Source organism: Marinifilum sp. N1E240 (genome assembly GCF_009295825.1).
GTDB classification, from domain to species: Bacteria; Bacteroidota; Bacteroidia; order Bacteroidales; family Marinifilaceae; genus Marinifilum_A; species Marinifilum_A sediminis.
The window spans coordinates 298,292-318,643 of sequence record NZ_WHKF01000002.1 but is presented as its reverse complement, the minus strand read 5'-3'; the positions used below and the strand labels follow the sequence as shown (position 1 = coordinate 318,643).

Here is a 20,352-nt window from a genome sequence, read left to right as displayed (position 1 = left end):
TTATTAAAAAGGCTATAAAAAATCCTTCTCTTTAAGGCGGAAGCATACCTTGAAATTATATAAACAGCCTAAACTTGATAAGGGTAGACTATTATTTTAATAATTTAACAGAAAATAGGAGCCGCCTTACAACGGCTCCCAATATTTGATAAGATTTAATCTTCAACAGTATTCCATGAGATTCCTCTCATATCACCTTGATAATTTCCTGTTTTATCTGAGAACTTCACACCATTAACTTTATCTAATGGGAAGTAAACATTTAATCCAGTTTCAGTACCATCGATGTCTGCATCTAAATCTGCAGCGTCACGAGCAACATCCCATAAGCGGAAGTCTTTCATATAACCATCCATTTTACCCCAGCCATTACCAAGCCACATTTCACCCCAACCTGAAACTTCTGGAGCTCCAATATCAGTTTGAACACCTTTTTCTTCACCATCTACGAATAAAGTTGTAGTTCTGGCAGTATTGTCATGAACAATAGCAACATGTTGCCATTCTCCTGTCTTCATTGAAAGAGGATCTGCTTTAGGTCCTTGCCATCCGCTACCTGCGTTTGTAAAGTTCCAAAGTCCACCTGAGTTCAATACATTCTCCTCAGTTAACTCATCGTAACCATATACCCAGATACCATAATTACCATTATTGAAGAACTCACCAGTACCATATCCAAATAGAGATTTAACTTTCACATTAAATTCTACTGTATAGTCACCTTGAGGTGTATAGTTAGGCGTAATTCTAAAACCAACTGCATCAGCATTGTCACGATCAATTAAAACACCATCCGTATCTGCAACTAACATTGAATTAATCAATTTAATCTTAGATGATAAAGTTTTAATCATATCATCCAATTTCGCTTGCTGAGTAGCTTCACTTAATACAGTATTAGCATTTACAATTAACTCATCGATATAAGCAATTGTTCCAACAGGATAATCTCCATCCTGATCACCTTCTACAATCTCAGCTTTGAAAGCTTCCATTTCTTCAATTGCAGTTTCCAGACCAGTCTTATCAAGTACAATTACTGGTGGTTCAGCAACCCATTCAATTTTTCCTTGAAATTTCGCAGTGTAATTACCAGTTACATCCTTAAACTCTGAACCTAAATCTGCACTTAATGGCAAGAACATTTCAAGATTTTCTTCTGTTCCATTTAATGTTGCTGTTTTATTATCAGCAATCTCTGAAGCAGAACGTGCACCTTTCCATACTCTTACGTCTTTCATCAAAGCATTTACAATACGATCTGTCCAAGTTGGTCCATTACCAAGAACAAAACTTTTATCAGCACCTGGTAAATATGTCTCAGTTTGTGATAAAACTTCAGTACCATTAACGTATAGCTTTTGACTTGTGATTTCGTTTACAAAGGCAATATGCATCCACTCACCTGCTTTCATAACACCAGCAGCAGTTTTAACATCTCTCCAACCATCAGCAGTACCCACATTAAGGTGAATAACACCATCGCTAAAATAACGAATAACAAAACCACTATCAGGACCATCTTGCTCAGTAGCAAAAATATTGTTTGAGTAACCTTTTTGTGTTAAGTCAACAACATAAATCTGAGTTTCAATAGTAAAACTTTCGTTAAAAACAGGCTTAATATTATCCGAAATCTGAATCCATGTATCATTTTCCTGCTGAATCCAAGGCATTGCTACTGCAACAGTACTCGCAAGAAAATTATTAATCGATGCCTGTAACTTTACAGTTGCATCATCAAGATCGCTTTGAGATTTAGCATTATCTATTTTCCACTGAACCCATGTTACTACACTTTGCAATGTTTCAATAGAACCTGGCTGGTAATCACCAGCATTAATTCCTTCTTCGCTATTAGCGATTAAATTTTCCGCTTCAGCGATTAAGGTGTCCAGTGAGGCAGAAGTAAAACCACCCACTTTATCGTCATCATCACAACTTGTAAAAGCAAAAGCCATTACTAACGCAGCTATGAAAGACCACATTTTAATATTTATATTAAATACTTTCATTTCTTCTTAAAGATTTAGGATTATTACAAATTGCTATTCATTAAACCACTACCATCTTTATCTTTGGTATTAGTAGTATCCCACCATACTCGGATATCCATTCTATCGGTATCCAATGTATTTTGAGAAGAAGGCATATTAGCTTGATTTTGTAAATGCTCATTATCTGGGTAACGAACTCTTTTTACCCAAGTACCAGAAGCCACTGTTGAACTACCGCTTACACCATCTTTTGGAAGAGTAACATCAGGGTAATCCGTTCTACGGAAATCAGCCCATCCCTCAACTCCATTAGGGAAATTAGCAACCCATTTTTGTGTAATTAACTGCTTCAATGAAGCTTCGGTAGCACCTGAAAGAGTTGGCAAGCCGGCAATATAATCACTTGCTGCGGTTGCGTCAACACCAACATAATCCATAGACGCCTGAACTCCTTCTACATATAATGCATTAGCATCACCAGAAATATAACCTCTCATTGCCGCCTCTGATTGTAAAAACAGAACTTCAGAATAAAACATTACTGGACAATACATTGCATCTTCTGCACCATTACCAACGAAATCGATGTATCCACCTTCCAAATTTATTGTTGCAAAATTCTCATCAGAATTACTTGGAACAAGATTATAACCATTCTCAATTCCATTGTATCGATCAAAACCTGCTACTTCTTTTGTTACTGGCTCACCTTCTACTTGGTATGCAAACCACTTTGGTGCACGAGGATCTTCCCCTGCAGTAGATTGATCATACATGCAATCTGAGAAGGTTTTTGACATACGGATATTGTTCCAATTCCATGCCATTTGGTGTAAATAATCATACCACCCTTGACTCCACATAGGTACTCTTACAACATCATCATTACTAGCCAACAATCCACCTGGACCGCTAACAGCTGCTTGAGCTTCTGCTTGAGCTTTTGTAGGATCAACATTCGAAATACGCATTGCCAATCTTAGACGTAATGAGTTACCAAATTTTTGCCATTGCATTACATCTCCATCATATATCAAATCATAACCATCATCATACTTATATTGATCTACATTACCAGTAATTGCATTAATTGCAGCATCCAATCTGGCAAACAAGTCAGTATAAATTTCCTGCTGGCTATTGTAAGGAACAGCTTCTGCTAAATTCGTATTAAAATAAGGTATATCACCGTAAGTATCAGTCATTCTAGACCACCAGTAACACATCCAAATTTCTTTAATAGCTACAGCATCAACATATGCTGGATCTTCACCGTAAAGATCCTGAATTGAATTCGCACGACGTAAATCTTTTGTATAATGCTCTTTCCATTGATTCCCTATCCATCCATCAACATATTCGTAACGTGGCGAACCGAATCCAGAAACAGTATTCGCCCAATACTGAGAATACAAGTCAGGATAAAGGTTTACATTACGTTGATAATTATCAAATACAGCCTGAACCAATGGATTAAATAAAAACTTAGGCTCTACCGACGTTGTTGCATCAGAAGGGGTGTTGATATCTCCGAAATCATCGGAGCAACTACTACCCAGGATAATTAACCCTAATGCGAATAATATTATATTAATTTTTTTCATAACTAATTTCTTTATCAATTAAAATCCAACATTAAGCGAAAATCCGTAAGTTCTGGTTGCTGGAACCGGAGAGAAATCAAACGCTTGCGCAGCATATTCAGTACTGTAAGCACTTGCATCTGGTGCAGTTCCCGGAGTATCTTTATAGAAATAGAATAAGTTTCTACCTACCAATGAAACTCTTGCAGATTTAATTGGATTATGAGGAATTTTACTCAAAATTGATTTTGGAAGGTTATAACCAATAGCCAACTCCTTTAATTTCATATGAGAAGCATCATAAATGAATTCTTCATCAACTTTTGATAATTGTCTCCAATATTCCTCAGCTGAAATAATCGTAGTATTTGAACCTCCGTCCATTGTAACACCATCTGCAAATAGAGCAATACGATTGTTAACATTAGTTCTATCTGCAGTACCAGCACTTACCGCACTTCTTTCCGATGAAGAAAGAATATCGCCACCTTGCTGAACAGAAACTAAAGCTGACATATATAATCCTTTATAATCAACGCTCAGATTAATAGAGCCAGTCCAATCTGGCTGTAAATTACCAATTACATGATTATCTCCCTGCGCTGTAGTCATTAAACCATTCTCGTCAATAATAATATCACCATTTTCATTACGATCATATATACTACCAACAATTTGTCCTAGATCCTGCTTTAAATACGAATAAACTCCCATACCATGATCAACTCTTGGCACTTCATCTCTAAGTTTTTCGAGTGTACCTTTATTCTTAGCAAAGTTGAAATTCAGTCCAACCGTTAAATCATTAGTTTTAACAGGTACAGTAGATACCATTACTTCAAAACCTTTGTTCAGAACTTCACCAATATTTGATAAAATTTCAGAATAACCAGTACTTTGAACAGCCTCTAAATATCCAATTTGATTCTTTGTTACCTCATTATAATAAGTAAAATCAATTCCTATTCTATTCTGGAACATTCTCAAATCAAAGCCAATCTCATAAGAATCTGATTCCTCTGGCTTAAGACCTTGCTGAACTCCTTGTTCTGGCACATTTCCTGTAGATAGATTATAATTCCAATTACCGATAGTAAATGCCTGACCGGCTGCCAAGTAAGGATCTGTTGCTTTTCCTAATCTTGCCCAAGAAGTTCTTACTTTTGCAAAAGAGATCCACTCTGGCATTTCAACCATATCAGAAACCAATGCACTTAAACTAATCGAAGGATAAAAATATCCATTATCCATATCAATAGTTTTCGAAGTTAAAGTAGAAGACCAATCTTTACGAGCTGTAAAATCAAGGAATAGTATGTTTTTGTATGCAACCTGACCAAATCCATAAATTGAACGAACTTCTTTCTTCGTTATTCTTTCTGCTGATTTAATGTTTGATCCTGCTCCCAAAAAGAAATCATTCTCAGAAGTTAATCTACCAGATGTTGAGGACAACTCTTTAATTCTACTTTTCATACTATTAGCTCCTAAATTTAAGCCGATAGTAAAGTCTTCATTAATCTCCTTGTTATAACTTAATAAAAATTCATAATTCTCCTCTTTAAAATTCAATTGAGAAGGATTATAATTTGGTCTACTAGCATCAACATTATCAGCATACAAATAGCCTTCCAATGCTTCAAAACTATAGTTATCCATACCATACTTAAACTTCGCTTTTAAATCAGAAGTTAATTTTATATTAGCAGCTACGTAACCAAAAGTTCTATTCTTCTCATCTTTATTGGTTGTTTGAGCCTGAAGAAAATATGGATTTCTATAATTCGCATTTGCTGTAGTATACAACTTCTCAACATGCTGTCCTCCAATAATATTATAACCAGGATCTAAATCTTTATTGCGGATATTCATAGGCATGCTATTGAAATAAGAAACGTAACTATAATTTCCTATTTCAGGTCGTTCATTACCTTTTGTATTAAAGAAAGAGATTTTAGTATCTACATTTAACCACTTGTTGATATCGTAATCAGCTCTTAAATCAAAGGTTAATTTTTCCACCTTATGATCTTCATAAATCCCATTCAAGATATCTTTCCCCAAAGAAACACGATAAGTTCCATCATCATTACCCCCTGTAAAAGCAACACTATGCTTTTGGTTTGTTCCGGTTCTTGTGAAATCTTTTAAACGATCTTTCTGAGCTTCATAAGCAATACTTTCACCAGTCCATGATTCTAACATTTGACCATTCATCTCAGGTCCCCATGAAGCTGTTGCATTCTTATCGTATGCCCCATTATTTCCCTGACCATACCTATTCTGTAAATCAAGCATATAAGCAGCCTCCGAAATTGTATAACTCCCCGAGTAAGAAATACCTAATCCTTGACCTCTTGTTCCTTTTTTAGTGGTAACCAATACAACACCATTACCTCCACGCTCACCATAAAGAGCAGCAGCATTAGGTCCTTTCAAAATCGAAACTGATTCGATATCCTCAGGATTCAAATCAAAAGCACCACCTGCGCGAGATGTTCCACCCCAAACGCTACCATCGCGACTATTTCCATTACTAAACGGCACACCATCAACAACCCATAATGGCTCATCATTTCCAAGCAATGAACTAGATCCACGGATATCAATTCTAGATGTACCACCAACACCACCACCTGACTGGCTAATTTGTACCCCAGCAACTTTACCTTGTAAAGATGTAGCTAAATCTGAACTACCCGTTTGAGTTAAAACTTCAGATTTTACATCTTGAACAGCATAACCGATAGCCTTCTTCTCTCTTTTAATACCTAAAGCAGTAACGATAACTTCGTCTACCTGTAGAGCATCAGCTGCCATAACAACATTAATTACTGATTGCGAACCAACCGTAATTTCTTGTGTTGTCATACCAACAAAACTAAACACCAAGATTCCTGAATTGTCAACAGCGATTTCAAAATTTCCTTCAACATCTGTTACTGTCCCAACAGTAGTACCTTTTACAACAACAGATACACCAGGTAATGACATTCCTGATTCTTCAGTTACCGTACCCGTAACAGTTTTTTGAACAGCAATTGCTGAATTGTCATCGGACACTTTGTCAACGTTTGCATTTGCAGCTAATGGAAGAACCATTACAGCAAACATTAACGCTAGACTTCCAATCTTTCTTCCAAAGCTTAATGGGTTGGCTAAGCTTGAATGAAGATTTCGTAAATAGCATTTCTTCATAGTTAGTAATTATTAATTATACAATGAACAAAAAAATCATGTGAATTTTTTCTGAAACCAATATTAGCGCAAACGTATTAATTCACGATTAATATTGAATTAATGCAACTGATTAAAGCATTAATCAAACCCTACAAAACTGATAGCCCGTACGTTACGAGGAATTAATATTTTTTAACATTTCAAGTTAGAATCTTACAAGAGCATACTTTTACCTATACACTTGGGAATATGAATGCATGCAAAGAAGTAAGAATTAAAAATAATTTTATAAATCATTTTTTACAGTAACTTGATTTTTCCGAAAAGCCAGTATTTATAGAGGTTTTATCACTATTTTTAGCTCATGAATTTTATAGTCTACAAAGAATTAGATATATTTGATTCTTACAACTTTTTTTATTTATTAACCTAGCCTCTTTAGAAGTAATGCGATTAATTAATTGCTTAATAATCCTACTATTATTCATATCCGATCTTTACGCCGATCACGGTATTTATTTCAAATCCAATGAAGTAAGCAAAGAAAGTAGAACTGGAATTGATTTAACTCACCAAAATAATATTTCTTACTCTTCTGAATTTACAATTCACTTTCAAATCTCATTTCGAGAAACAGAAACACACTATGGGGATATTTTATCACTTAAAGAATCAAAAAGCGACAATTTAATTCAGGTTAACTTTAGGTCACCTGACCTTTTTGTGATACACAACAAACGCGAAACAAAATTCCATATTAACCTTGAAGAATTAAATATCCCAAACAACCGTTGGGTTGATTTTGAGCTACATATTGATGCTATTAATCATCAAATTAATCTCAAATTCGGAAATAAAACTCTTCAATCATCAATACAATTTGAGCAAAACTCTGATTTTGCTCTTTCATTAGGAGTTATAAATAAATATGGGTTTTTCATTGATGAAGTTCCTTCAATTTCTATAAAAGATTTAGGCATAAGAATCGACGGATCTCCAAAACATCTTTGGCCCTTCAAAAAAACTTCAAAAAATATATTAAGAGATGTTTTATCGAGCAGAACAGCTAAGTTATATAATCCTGACTGGGTTGTTGATTATCACAATAAATGGGCAAAAGTAAACAGTTTCTCTTTTGACAGAGTTACTGCTTTCGCATATAACGAAAAAACAGAATCAATTGATTTTATACAATTTAACGGTAAAATTACCTCTTACAACTTAGAAAGCAAAACACTTATTAATAAAACAGAAAATGTAGGTTTTCCTTCTCTTGAAAGTTCGCAACAAACCATTTATGACATTAACAATCAATTAACCAGTTACAGTTTTAATAAGGATAAAATATCAAGATATTTCCCTGAAAAAAAACAATGGGCTAATAACATTGAGTGTAGTGAGGATGATGTTCCAAAATTTTGGCATCACAACAAACTAATTCACCCAATTACCAACCAAATAACTACACTTTGTGGCTATGGGTACTACTCATACTACAATCTTATTCAATCTTTTGATGAACAAAAGCAATCCTGGCAAGAACTTACATTTGCTGGTGACACCATTGAGCCAAGATATTTGGCATCGTTTGGTCTTGGCAATCAAGATTCTTCAATTGGTTATCTATTTGGAGGATTGGGTAATTCAATGGGAAAACAAATCTTAGGTAAAGAGTTTTATGCTGATCTTTATAAAATTGATTTTAAAAATAAAACCATTGAAGAGTTATGGGATTACAAATGCGATGATCAATTTCAGCAATTACCTGTAAATTCTTTAAAAATTACCAAAAACGATAGTAGTTTCTACACCTTAATGTATCCATCGAAAAAACGCAATACCTACTTAAAAGCCGTTAAAGGATATCTTAATGAACCCAAATTAGTATTTATTGGAGATAGCATACCTTATAACTTTTTTGATATTGAGTCATTTGCAGACCTATATTATTGGGAGAGCGAAAATAAACTTATCGCCTTAACATCCCATAAAGATAGCTTAGGAAAATACCAGGTTGATTTGTATTCTATAAGTTATGAACCCGGAAATCAGGATGACTTTAATATTAATAAAATATCATTACCTCTACCTGTTAAATTATTCTATGTACTTTTAGCAGCTTGCGTTATTTCCGTACTACTTGTTGTTAGAAAGAGAATATTAAAAGCTAAACGAGTTGAGAGCGAAAAGAAATACTACAGTGCATCTGAATCAATTGATGATACGGAGATTTCTGACTACCAAGTTCCAAAATCAAAATCGATTCTACTATTTGGTGGTTTTCAAGTATTTGATGACAAGGAAAGAGATATTACATACCGCTTTAGTCCTACTCTTAAAGAATTATTCCTGTTAATTCTATTAAATACCATGAATGAAGGGAAAGGAATTTCATCTAAAAGAATTCAGGAATATTTATGGCCAGATAAACCCGAGAACAAGGCAAAAAACAATCGAGGTGTAAATATTAAAAAACTAAGAGGTATTCTTGAAGATATATCAGATATGGAAGTTCTTTTTGATAACAATTATTGGAAGATCGAATATTCAGAGGATACTTTTTTTGATGTGGACTTTATCCAAAAAAACCTACAACAAATTAAAGAAACTGGAAATAAAGAAAACCTTGATAAAATTATTACAGTTTTAAGAAAAGGTACCATGCTTAGAGATATTTTTCCCGAATGGTTAGATTCATTTAAAGATAAAATTACCGGGTTAATTGTAAATTCACTAGAGGAGATTGTAAAAGATCCGGACAATAATAAAACGATAAATTTAGCTTTATCTAATGTTATTTTTGAATTTGATGAAATGAACGAAACAGCCTTAAAGCTTAAATGCTGCATTTTATCGGAGCAAGGCAAGCATAGCTTAGCTATTGAAACCTATGAGCATTATCGAAAGTTATATCAAAAATACTATAATGAGGAGTATCAATACTCTTTTAAAGATTTAGTATCAAAGGAATAGAATCTAAATAATACCAAAAAAAAAGCTCTGAGTATAATACTCAGAGCTTTTTTTGACTAATCTAAACTAATTTAAATCGAACTTAAAGTTGATTTTAAAAACCGGAAAGGGCGCTTTCGCACCCCAATCCGGATCACACTACTACTACAAATTCTTTAATGCATACGCATAAGCACCAATTCCAATAGCTTTACTAGCTCCTAACTTGCTAGAACATACAGCCAACCTAGGATTTGGATCATATTTTATGGTTTTATCTGTACCAGGAATCGAAATTTCCTTTGATCGATCTGCAGCGAAATCTGCAAACTCATCTTCCTTATCAATATTATAAACTTTCTGCACCAATCTTGGAAGCGATTCTCCCGTCGATGTATAACACTTTCCATTCATTTCTTTAAGCGCTGCTGGCATATATAATGCATGAGCACCCGTCAATCCACCGCCAATAACGGCGACTCCATCAGTAATGGTTAAAAGGTTTGCTAAGCTATCGCCTAAACATTTACCAAAAATTTTAAATGATTCCAATGCTGCCACTTGATCTTTATTCTGATCATCCATTGCTACATCATAAACATCTTTTGGCATTAAATCTGTAGAATAATTACCTGAGGCTCTCTCTAAAAACTCTCTTTGGATGGCTCTTGTACTTATTCCTTCTTCAGCAAATCTTTCAGGGAACAAACGTGAACTTGTCAACCAAACTTCCGTTGCGATAGAATTATCACCAATAAATAATTCGTCATCATGCACTAACCCACCACCAAAACCGGTTCCTAATGTTACACCTACTAAATTGCGATATCTTTTAGGACTATTTTGAGCTTCAAGTCTTTTGTTAATTTCTGGTAAAACTCCTCCTAAAGCTTCGCCATAAGCGAACAAATCACCATCGTTATTAATAAATACCGGCATGTTAAAATGTGCCTGAAGCATTGGGCCTAACGCTACCCCGCCTCTAAATGCAGGTAAATTTGGTAAATCGCCAATAATTCCATTTTTATAATCTGCTGGTCCTGGGAAAGCGAAACTGATAGCTACAGGTTTCTCTTTCAAAATATCCAAAACCTCCTGAAATCCATCAGTAATTGTCTTCAAACACAAATCCAATTGATCTGCATTCGAAGGTTTTCTAATCGGTTCTATAACCTCTTCCCCACTTTTCATTGCTGAAAAAACAAAATTTGTTCCTCCTGCATCAAGAGTCAATACAACTCTTTCGTCGTTCCAAATATTCATGATTCTGCTACTTTCTTTTATAAAATGACAATGCGAAAATGTATCCAATACACACTAAGGTGACAACAAAACCAGCCATTAACGAGAAAATATCTGCTACAGCACCAAAAATAACCGGTACGAATGCACCACCAATAATAGCAGTGACCATTAAACCAGAAATTTCATTACTTCTTTCTGGCATAGCATCAATTGTTATAGAAAATACTAATGGGAAAATATTCGCAAAACCAAGACCTATAATAAAAATAGCTACAAAACCTAAGACTGAGCTTGCTGCAAAATACAATCCTGCAATTCCAACCAAAGCTAATAAAGTAGTTATTTTCAAGAACTTAGAGGGGGTCATCCAATTTAAAATAATACCTCCTAAAAATCTTCCTGTCATTAAAGCCAAAAAGAAAAATAATGTTCCCCAAAGACCTAATTCTTTAATATCGAAATTAAATTTATGCTCCAAATAATTAGGTAATTTCGCACTCATACTCACTTCTGCTCCAACATATAGGAAGATAGCTAATACCATAAAGAAAACATATGGATTTTTCAATAAAGCCAAAACGGAACCAAAAGATGCAGGCGAAGCTGAATCATCCTTCTTTTCATCAACCTTCACTATATATAAATAAATTGCTGCGATTAGCAAAATTGCCGAATAAATTGGGAATAAAATTTTCCAATCTAGTCCCCAATATTTAGCTGCTAACAATGGAATCAACGCACCAGATAAAGAACCAATTGCTTTAAAAAACTGTCCAAATGATAAATTTCTTGAGTATTTCCCTTCAGGAGATACATCACGCATAATAGGGTTTCCGGCAACTTGTAATAAAGTTGCACCTGTACCTAACAATAATAAGGATGCTAATAATAATCCGAACGATGAGAAATTACCAATAATTGGTAAAACTAAACCTGCCAAAGCTGCTAACATACCTAAAAGTAAAACAAACTTTTTCCCTTTTCTATCCTGGTACAATCCCATTGGTACTGATAACAAACCAAACATGATAAATCCCATGAATGTAACCAAACCTGCCATTAGATTACTTAGTTCATATTCACTTTGTAACTGACTTGTTAATGGTCCTACTACATCACCAAATCCCATACATAAAAACGCCAGAAATATTGGCCCGGATTTCAAATAATTATTTTTCATTGTCAATTGTTAATTTAACGTTCTATTAATTTAGGTTTCAATTCTATTCTTTTAATTGTTCTATCACTCGATTGCATAAATTCTATCAGAATATTTACCGAATGTTGAGCAATTTTATCGATTGGTTGAGCCACTGAGGTTACAACAGGTAAGGAATAATCAAACAGATCAAGATTATCAAAACTGACAAACTTCATTCTATTTAGTTTTTCTTTATAATGTACGTTCATCAACCAAATTGCATGAGCTGTAATCTGGTTATTGGTAAATGCGATAGCATCAACATTTTCTTTAATAAGATATTCCAATTGCTTTTGAGAACTTTCTTTTAGGTTGTTAGTATCAACAATTCTAATTAGATTTTCATCTAATTCAATAGCATTATCCTCAAGTGCTTTTCTGTATCCATCAATTCTTAATTTTAAAGAGTAAACATCCGGTGTGATAGATAATAAACCAATTTTCTTTGCCTCTTTATCTATTACCTTCTGCACAGCAGATTGCATAGATTTTTTATTCTCAACCAATATATAGTTTCCACAAAAATCGAGATGTTCCCTATCAAAAAACACCATTGGAAACCGCTGTGCTTCTAATGTTTTTAACATTCCTAAATTCTCAAATGAAGATGCAAGAATTAAACCATCCACTTGGCGATTTACAAACATATTTAAGAGTGAATCTTCTTTTTCTTGCTTCTCGTCCGTACTTCCAATTATTAAATGATATCCCTTCTCTGCAAGTAAATCTTCTATTAAACGACCTATTTTTGCATAAAATGGATTGGAAATATCTGGAACTAAATAGCCAATTGTATTGGTTTTTCCTTTTTTTAAACTCTTGGCAATTTGATTCGGTTGGTAGTTAACCTCACGAACATAGTCCAGAATTTTCTCTTGAGTTTTTTTACTAATATTCTTCTCATCCCCCTTATTGTTAAGGACAAATGATACTGTAGTTTTAGAAAAACCCAGTTCCTGTGCGATATCTTTTATTGATTTCTTTTTCAATGCTTTCCTTTTACTAAATCGGTTTACTAAATCGATTTATCAAAAGTATGACATTTTTTTAAAACTAAAAAATGAAATTTACGATTAGAAATAGCTAGACAAGTTTAAATCCGGAAACAATAAAAAACATTAAAAATGTTCCAAGTGCTCTGATTATTCCTTTGTATTCCTAAAATTCCGTACTTTTGCATACCAGTAATCACACCACAAAATTATTTACAACAGAATTTATAAAGAATATGAAAAACGATAAAATTAGTGTCATCGGTTGTGGTAACCTTGGAAAATCAATTGCTAAAGGACTATTAAATCACAATGAATTTTCGTCGAACAATGTTATTGCTACCCGACGTAATTTATCATTTATAGAAGATCTAAAAGAAGCTGGCGCTGATATAACCTCTGATAATTTGTATGCGGTTAGCAATTCTAATATCATATTAATTGCCGTTAAACCTTATAATGTATCCAAAATTATTAATGAAATAAAACCTGTTCTTAAGGAAGACAAGCACATTATTGTATCCTTAGCCACCGGATTGGGAACAGCAGAAATTTCTGATATGTTGGATAATAAATTTCCCATATATAGAGCAATGCCGAATATTGCTGCAAATATTGGGGAATCGGTAACCTGCATATGCAGTAAAAATTCCAATCAGGAACAAACAGAGAAAGTCAAATTCATATTTGATGCTGTCGGAGAAAGTTTGATTATTAATGAGGAATTAATGGAAGCTGCAACCATTCTTGGAGCCTGTGGAATTGCATTTGTCTTTAGGTTTATTCGCGCCATGATTCAAGGTGGAATACAAATTGGTTTTGATGCCAATACTGCCAAAAAAATTGTATCTCAAACTGTAAAAGGTGCTGCACAAATGCTACAGGAAAACAATGATCATCCCGAATCTGAAATTGATAAAGTTACAACACCAAAAGGTTGTACTATAGTTGGGCTAAATGAAATGGAACATCAGGGTTTTTCATCATCCTTAATTAAAGGAATCATCAATTCATTCGAAAAAATTGAAAAGTAATAGCCTCAAGCCATTCATGAAAAATTGAATGGCTTTTTTATTTAACCAACAATAACTTTCTTTTCAATATTTCTCCATCTACATTCATCTTTAGGATATACACTCCTGCATTCAATCCATTGAGATTAAAATTTAAAGAATTACTATATTGAGATATGGTTCCATTTTTCACCTGTGATCCTTTTGTAGAATAGATAGACCATGTGAAATTTTCAAATACAATTTTACTTAAATCAATCGTAAATTCCCCTTGTGAAGGATTAGGGTAAACTTTTAATTGTTTATTATAAGAAGTTAATATTTCCTTATTTAAACCAACTTCTCCACATAAACTTTCAGCACTCAAGCTTATTGTATATTTGCCCGAATTCTCATAAATATAAACAGGATTCTCTTCAATAGAAGTTCCACCATCACCAAAACTCCATGAGTATTTTGATGCGTCGGTGGTCAAATTTACCATACTGACAGTTAACTGTTCCAATTGATAATCGAAATCCACAATAGGTAAACCTTGTACCACAATATTCTTGACAATACTATCCTTTACTTCTCCTTTACCTACAATCAGTTTTACTTGCTTTATCCCTTTTGAACTGTAATTTATTGTATGAGGACCGCTAATATTAGCATTTGCTGGTAAGGCACCTTCTCCAAAATCCCAAAAATAAGTATCTGGACTACCATTTGAAAAATCAGTTAATGTAATCGAAGAAGTACTGCAAATTGTATCTGCTGACATAGAAAAGTTAGCCAACAAACCACCATATGGATCAAAACCGTCCAAGGTTTCCACTCCTAAACTAAGTGGATCAAGCCAATATTTTAGTTGTTCATTATTACTAGAATAATTTGCCCAACTTGCAGAAAACTTTGCATAATAATCATTTACCGAAGACTCACAGTTAGCATCTCCACCTGTTAAATCACCAATAACTCTATGATTTTCATCGAACAATGGAGAACCTGAAGAACCTCCTTCGGTTGTTCCGAACTCCCAATTAATAATTTGCCAACTTGTATTGTCATCAAAAGTATAGCGCCCATCTGAGTAGGTAGCTGTAACAGGTGAATCATTATCAAAGGATATTTTTTTTGCATCACCGCTAGGATGATGAATACAATATGTGTAGGCTGGTATTCTTCCTGATCTATCCCATCCTGCATAGTATGGATTGTAAGAAGCTGGAGGTGAAACCGAAAGCTCTAAAAGCGAAAAATCCAATTTAGATGTTGTTGATCGCAATGTTGCTCCTGAAATAGATTGTGTGCGACTTGCATCATTGCCATTACAGATAGAATTCTCGTAATTAAAATAAAAAAGAGCTCCATCCGCTATACTTTGCTCATGCATTACGTGAAAAGCAGTCAATAAATACGGCTTAGCATCCTGATTTGTATTGTTCATCAATACTCCTGAGGCTACATAACCAGATCCATTTTGAACGTAACTAATATGACAAACAGATTTTTTTTCTATTTGCCAATCTTCTCCCTCTTCACAATTAATATCTACATTACAAGATCCTGATGCTTTTGTAGAGGATTCTTTACCTGCTAATAAATTAAAAATATTCTTATAATCGTGAAGAACACCAGATATTTCCATTTCAGCTAAATAATCCACATTTACAGGTTCTATATACTGTAAGATAAGATGATCTCCTTTTAATGGAGCTATGGAAAATCGACCTGATTTCTTATTGTTCTCGTTCGTAAAAGCTCCCAAAAATGTATTCGAAGAATTATTGTAGACAAAAACCTTTCCTCCTACTGGAATGTTAAACTTAGAGAATTCTAATCCTAATGAATATGCTCCTTCCGAACGAATTGAAAATCTCCAGACTCTCCTTCCATCATCTAAATTATCCCATTTTCCACTATTAGTAATAGCATATTCAACATCATACTTATAAGCATATTTAGCATGCTTTAAACGGCTATTTTCTTCCTTAGAATCGCCTACCTCAGATTCTATTTCTATTTGAAAAGCAGGTAACACAACACTCGCTACTTGTGATTTTAACTCATCACGAATAATTGGCTCTCCACCATGCGAGATTTGAGCGTGAAGAGAATAAGAGAGAATGATTAGACCAATAAACAGCCCGGATCTTAAAAGTTTTATATACATGAGAGATTTTTATAACAATATTTTTCAAAAATAACAATAAAGCTCTTAAAGACAATCCGAACAAGTAACTCTTTAACCTACTTTTATCTTTATCTTATTTATATTTTTTGAAAACTATACATATAGATAGGGTAAGTAAATAATATTACCTTTTTTAATCCTAAAAAATTTATCTAAATTTGAATGTAATTTAAGTAAACCTAATTAATTCTAATGAATCAAAAGTCTTTTAATTGGTCCGACAGAACAATACTTATAGCAGAAGACGTTGAATCTAATTTTCTTTTTCTAGAAGAAGTTATTGGACGTACTGGAGCAAATATTTTATGGGCAACTAATGGACAAAATGCCTTAGACATTTTCAATCAAAATAACATTGACTTGATTCTAATGGACATTCAAATGCCACTTATGAATGGATTTGATGCCACCAGAGCAATTAAAAAATTAAATCCGAAGATTCCTGTCATTTCTCAAACAGCGTATGCTATGGCTGAAGATAGAGCAAAAAGTATTGCTGCCGGATGTGACGATTACATATCAAAACCCATTTCAAGCCAGAAATTACTCTCTTTAATTGACAATTATTTGCCTTGAATTAAATAAATGACAAGCTTACATCTTTTAAAAATTTCTCTTCTAGCAAGCTCACAATTTTCTTTACCACAGTTCTTCTAATTTCCAATTCAATTGGTAAACTTGGATCTTGATGAGCAAAATTAATTCTAGTTCCTGTAATAATTGAAATTTTATCGCTTTGCAATAAATAGTGAACAATCTGATCAGCTGGTCCATCACCTAAGTCATAGTCGATTGTATATTCATCCAATATTTTAGCTACTTTCCCGATTGTAAGAATACCTTCCGTTACCAAATTAATTCCTTCCATATAGGATGCAGGTGGCAATTCAGGATCGGTAATTTTCATACCTGCAGCAAATTTCAAATTCAATTCTCTAGCAAGAATTTCCGCAGTAGTACCACCACTTATAATCTTTTTGCCCTTAAAGTGATAAACCCTCATGGCAAGTTCCGAATCCTTATCCTTTTCAAAAGGAGGACCAGTACAAATCAGTAATTTTCTTGGTTCACGATAATAAATTACTCCAGCACTTGTATCATCTTTTGGCTCATCTTTATCATTACGAGAAGCTCTTTTCACCAATTGTAAACCTAAATTACGAGCTGAAATATATGGAGTAGACTTAACAATGTTCTTCACATAATCTAGTGCGTTATCATGCCCCCAACCAAAAGGCAATTCTCTACTTCCCATACCAGATTGCATAATTCCATCGGACCAAAACAACACACGATCCTCTTTACGCGCCGAAAAAGAACAAGTACGCAGCTCTTTTCCCTGATTTTCTTCACTATCCAAAGTTATGGTTCTCCATCCCGGATCATAGATTTCAGATCCTCGCATCACCACACAACAAGGATTATCGAACTCAATAATACGAGTTGTACCATCAAATTCAATATCAATAATAGTAAATGTTGAATAACTAACCTTACGCACGCTACACACAGGTAAAGTGTTCATGATTATCTCAGCAATGGTTTTTACATCCTTGTGTTCTGCCGTAAAATTCATTGCCATAGATGCTGTTAGGGTAGCTAAAACATTAGCTTTAACACCACTTCCCATACCATCACTTAAAACAGCAATCGTTCGATTTTCTTCTTTTATTCTTTTCGAAAGAAAAACATCACCACAAATCATTTCACCATGATGAAACAATTGCTGACAATCAATATCTATATGAAATTTTTCTTCCATTATTTATTTTTTTCGTCCTCTCCCGGAGTATGAGATTTAATAATTGAATTCAGCAATTTTTCAGTCGTAGAAGCACTCTCTCCTAATAAAAATGCTATTTGCTGAACAGTCTGAAGATTTTCTTTAATTACAGCTCTTGCTCTTCCAATCACCTCTTCCTTTCTAACCTCAGGAGCATATAAATCTCTAATAATACCACCAACAATCTTGTTCTTTTTAATGGTAAATACAGAAACGTTAAACAATCTATTTCCGAAATGAACATCTCTATTTAGGATATCTTCACCATTTAAGATAACAGTCGAGAATAATTTATGGAAGGTGATCATTTTTGTTAGATCTGCATCCACCAAACCAGGAATTATTTCATTCAACATTCTGGTTTCTTCACCAAGCAAGTCAACAAAACTCTTATTCGATTCTATAATCTTCAAATTCTCATCAACAATTACCACACCCGAAGGAAGTTTTTGCAACATTGCTGATACTGTTTCAGATGCCTCCTGAGCTGCTTTTCTCTCCTCATTAGCAATTCGCTCTGATTCCTTTAATGCAGACTCAGTTTTTGATAATTTTTCATTAGCTGTACCCAATTCTTTTATGAAAGTATTCATATTCTTTATGGTGAAAGATGAACACATTTCATAGTTGGCTAATCCCTGACATTTAGCTATGGCAAATTCCTTGCACGATTCATAACCACAAGATCCACATCCTAGTTGATCTTCTACCTTTTCCTTTCCCATTTCAACAAGGACTTCTTGAACTTCTTCCTCGGTTGGAATAGGTAGCGATTGTCCTCTTGATATGAATCCCCTATTTAAATCTAAATCTTTATACTCTTCAATTTCTCTTTGCCATTGTTCTTCATCGAAAGATTTCAATCTTTTTCGAACGTATCTAATCACTTGCGATCTTCTGGAAAATTTACGTCCTCCTGGCGACGCTCCCGGTCCCATAATACAACCTTCACAGTAAAATAAATCCAAATGTTGATTTAGGTTGTGTTGAGTTTTAAACTCATTAATAGAACGCAAAAAGTTATTTCGACCTTCGGTACTAATAATTCCTCCATTAAGCATACTGATGTCAATATCTGCAGCCTGAAACAAACCATGACTAATTGGGAATAATCCACCCAAACGAGCAAATGGAGGGTCAAACTCAGAAAACTCAACCGAATTTTCAGATATTTTATACTCTTCAAATAATTTACGAAGTTCTACAAAACTCAAAACTGCATGAATATCTCCATCAGATCCATTAAAAGCTCTAATGTCATTTTTACTTGCTACACAAGGTGATAAGGAAACTATTTTTGCATTAACGCCATATTTCTTGCGTACCACTTTTGCCATTGCCACATTAGGAGGTACGATAGGTGCCAAATTTTCTACCAAATCAGGATGAAAATTCTCAACATGATTTACCAAGGCTGGACATTTGGTTGAGATATAGTATTTTCCATGAAAGTTATCAAATAAGTTTTTATATTTATAGGCTACCAAATCTGCACCAAAAGCCGCTTCCACAACAAAATCGAAGCCCAAAGCTCTAATCATTCCAACAAAATTCCTATAATCCAATATATCATCAAATTCTCCTGATATACTAGGATCACAGACCGCAACCACTGGATCAATACCACTTAGAAATTGTTTTACCAAATCTTCAGATTTGCGATATTCAATAGCGGATTGGGCACAAACCGTAACACAATTACCACATCCAATACATCGGTTTTTTATAATGTTAGCATGGTCATTTTCAATTTTTATCGCTTTAGCAGGACATACGCGAATACAAGTATAACTAAGGTTACACTTATCCTTATTAGTTGCAATTAAAGGCATAGAATGGGTTTTTAGGGTTAGAAACGAAAACCAGAATTAAACAAGACCGAACACCCCGCTTAATATTTCTATCACTCCATCATGATCAATTTCTTCATAGAGTTCTCCATCGATCTTTAGAATTGGTCCTTTAGCACAATTTCCTGTGCAAAGCTCTCCGTGAAAGAAAACCTTATCCTTCAAATTATTTTCCTCAAGAAATGTATTTATTGCTTTTAGGGTCTTACCATTTCCTCGCGAGAAACAGGAACTTCCTAAACAGATCGTAATTTCAATTTTCTCAGCCATTTAGTTTCGTGTATTGTTTGAGTAATCAATCCACAACACTCATTTTTAATTCTGAACTTGATCAATTCTTATTTGATCTAAATCATCATTTTTTAATGAAATATTGCAGT

The 20,352-nt window shown here is 34.0% G+C and carries 13 protein-coding genes; 3 read left to right on the top strand and 10 right to left on the bottom strand.

Annotated elements, in window-relative coordinates; genetic code table 11:
- Nucleotides 1–155 precede the first annotated feature (155 nt).
- Genes GCQ56_RS06320 through GCQ56_RS06310 form a run of 3 tightly spaced genes read right to left on the bottom strand, consistent with a single transcriptional unit; the run spans nucleotide 156 to nucleotide 6,778 of the window.
- The gene (locus GCQ56_RS06320) at nucleotides 156–2,015 is read right to left on the bottom strand and encodes a LamG domain-containing protein (RefSeq protein WP_152733576.1); all 1,860 of its coding nucleotides are present in this window, start codon (nucleotides 2,013–2,015) and stop codon (nucleotides 156–158) included.
- Between the two features lie 23 nt (nucleotides 2,016–2,038).
- Nucleotides 2,039–3,601: a SusD/RagB family nutrient-binding outer membrane lipoprotein gene (locus tag GCQ56_RS06315; protein WP_152733575.1), complete on the bottom strand. Its 1,563-nt coding sequence runs from the start codon at nucleotides 3,599–3,601 to the stop codon at nucleotides 2,039–2,041.
- Between the two features lie 18 nt (nucleotides 3,602–3,619).
- Nucleotides 3,620–6,778, bottom strand: a complete 3,159-nt coding sequence (locus GCQ56_RS06310) for a SusC/RagA family TonB-linked outer membrane protein (protein WP_152733574.1) — start codon at nucleotides 6,776–6,778, stop codon at nucleotides 3,620–3,622.
- 429 nt (nucleotides 6,779–7,207) lie between these two features.
- On the opposite strand from GCQ56_RS06310, the gene GCQ56_RS06305 reads away from it, so the two are divergent.
- Nucleotides 7,208–9,733 (top strand): hypothetical protein, encoded by a 2,526-nt coding sequence (locus GCQ56_RS06305; protein WP_152733573.1) that lies wholly within the window; start codon nucleotides 7,208–7,210, stop codon nucleotides 9,731–9,733.
- A 144-nt stretch (nucleotides 9,734–9,877) separates the two neighbouring features.
- On the opposite strand, the gene GCQ56_RS06300 is transcribed toward GCQ56_RS06305, so the two are convergent.
- The 3 genes from GCQ56_RS06300 to GCQ56_RS06290 are packed head-to-tail and all read right to left on the bottom strand — an operon-like array spanning nucleotide 9,878 to nucleotide 13,147.
- Complete coding sequence (locus GCQ56_RS06300) at nucleotides 9,878–10,975, bottom strand: ROK family protein (RefSeq protein WP_152733572.1); 1,098 nt, start codon at nucleotides 10,973–10,975, stop codon at nucleotides 9,878–9,880.
- 7 nt (nucleotides 10,976–10,982) lie between these two features.
- Nucleotides 10,983–12,137, bottom strand: coding sequence for a sugar MFS transporter (locus tag GCQ56_RS06295; protein WP_152733571.1), 1,155 nt, complete (start codon nucleotides 12,135–12,137; stop codon nucleotides 10,983–10,985).
- 14 nt (nucleotides 12,138–12,151) lie between these two features.
- Nucleotides 12,152–13,147, bottom strand: coding sequence for a LacI family DNA-binding transcriptional regulator (locus tag GCQ56_RS06290; protein WP_152733570.1), 996 nt, complete (start codon nucleotides 13,145–13,147; stop codon nucleotides 12,152–12,154).
- Between the two features lie 239 nt (nucleotides 13,148–13,386).
- Between GCQ56_RS06290 and proC the strand changes: the two genes are divergently transcribed.
- Nucleotides 13,387–14,184: a pyrroline-5-carboxylate reductase gene (proC, locus tag GCQ56_RS06285; protein WP_152733569.1), complete on the top strand. Its 798-nt coding sequence runs from the start codon at nucleotides 13,387–13,389 to the stop codon at nucleotides 14,182–14,184.
- Between the two features lie 37 nt (nucleotides 14,185–14,221).
- On the opposite strand, the gene GCQ56_RS06280 is transcribed toward proC, so the two are convergent.
- The gene (locus tag GCQ56_RS06280) at nucleotides 14,222–16,318 is read right to left on the bottom strand and encodes a PKD domain-containing protein (RefSeq protein ID WP_152733568.1); all 2,097 of its coding nucleotides are present in this window, start codon (nucleotides 16,316–16,318) and stop codon (nucleotides 14,222–14,224) included.
- Between the two features lie 213 nt (nucleotides 16,319–16,531).
- On the opposite strand from GCQ56_RS06280, the gene GCQ56_RS06275 reads away from it, so the two are divergent.
- A complete protein-coding gene (locus GCQ56_RS06275; protein ID WP_152733567.1) occupies nucleotides 16,532–16,915 on the top strand; it encodes a response regulator in 384 nt (127 codons plus the stop codon).
- A 1-nt stretch (nucleotide 16,916) separates the two neighbouring features.
- Here GCQ56_RS06275 and GCQ56_RS06270 read toward each other — a convergent pair whose 3' ends face one another.
- Genes GCQ56_RS06270 through GCQ56_RS06260 form a run of 3 tightly spaced genes read right to left on the bottom strand, consistent with a single transcriptional unit; the run spans nucleotide 16,917 to nucleotide 20,242 of the window.
- Complete coding sequence (locus tag GCQ56_RS06270; protein ID WP_152733566.1) at nucleotides 16,917–18,101, bottom strand: SpoIIE family protein phosphatase; 1,185 nt, start codon at nucleotides 18,099–18,101, stop codon at nucleotides 16,917–16,919.
- The gene (locus GCQ56_RS06265; RefSeq protein WP_152733565.1) at nucleotides 18,101–19,954 is read right to left on the bottom strand and encodes a [Fe-Fe] hydrogenase large subunit C-terminal domain-containing protein; all 1,854 of its coding nucleotides are present in this window, start codon (nucleotides 19,952–19,954) and stop codon (nucleotides 18,101–18,103) included. Before GCQ56_RS06265 ends, GCQ56_RS06270 begins: the two co-directional genes overlap by 1 nt.
- 36 nt (nucleotides 19,955–19,990) lie before the next feature.
- On the bottom strand, nucleotides 19,991–20,242 hold the full coding sequence (locus GCQ56_RS06260) for a (2Fe-2S) ferredoxin domain-containing protein (protein ID WP_152733564.1): 252 nt from the start codon (nucleotides 20,240–20,242) through the stop codon (nucleotides 19,991–19,993).
- Between the last annotated feature and the right edge of the window lie 110 nt (nucleotides 20,243–20,352).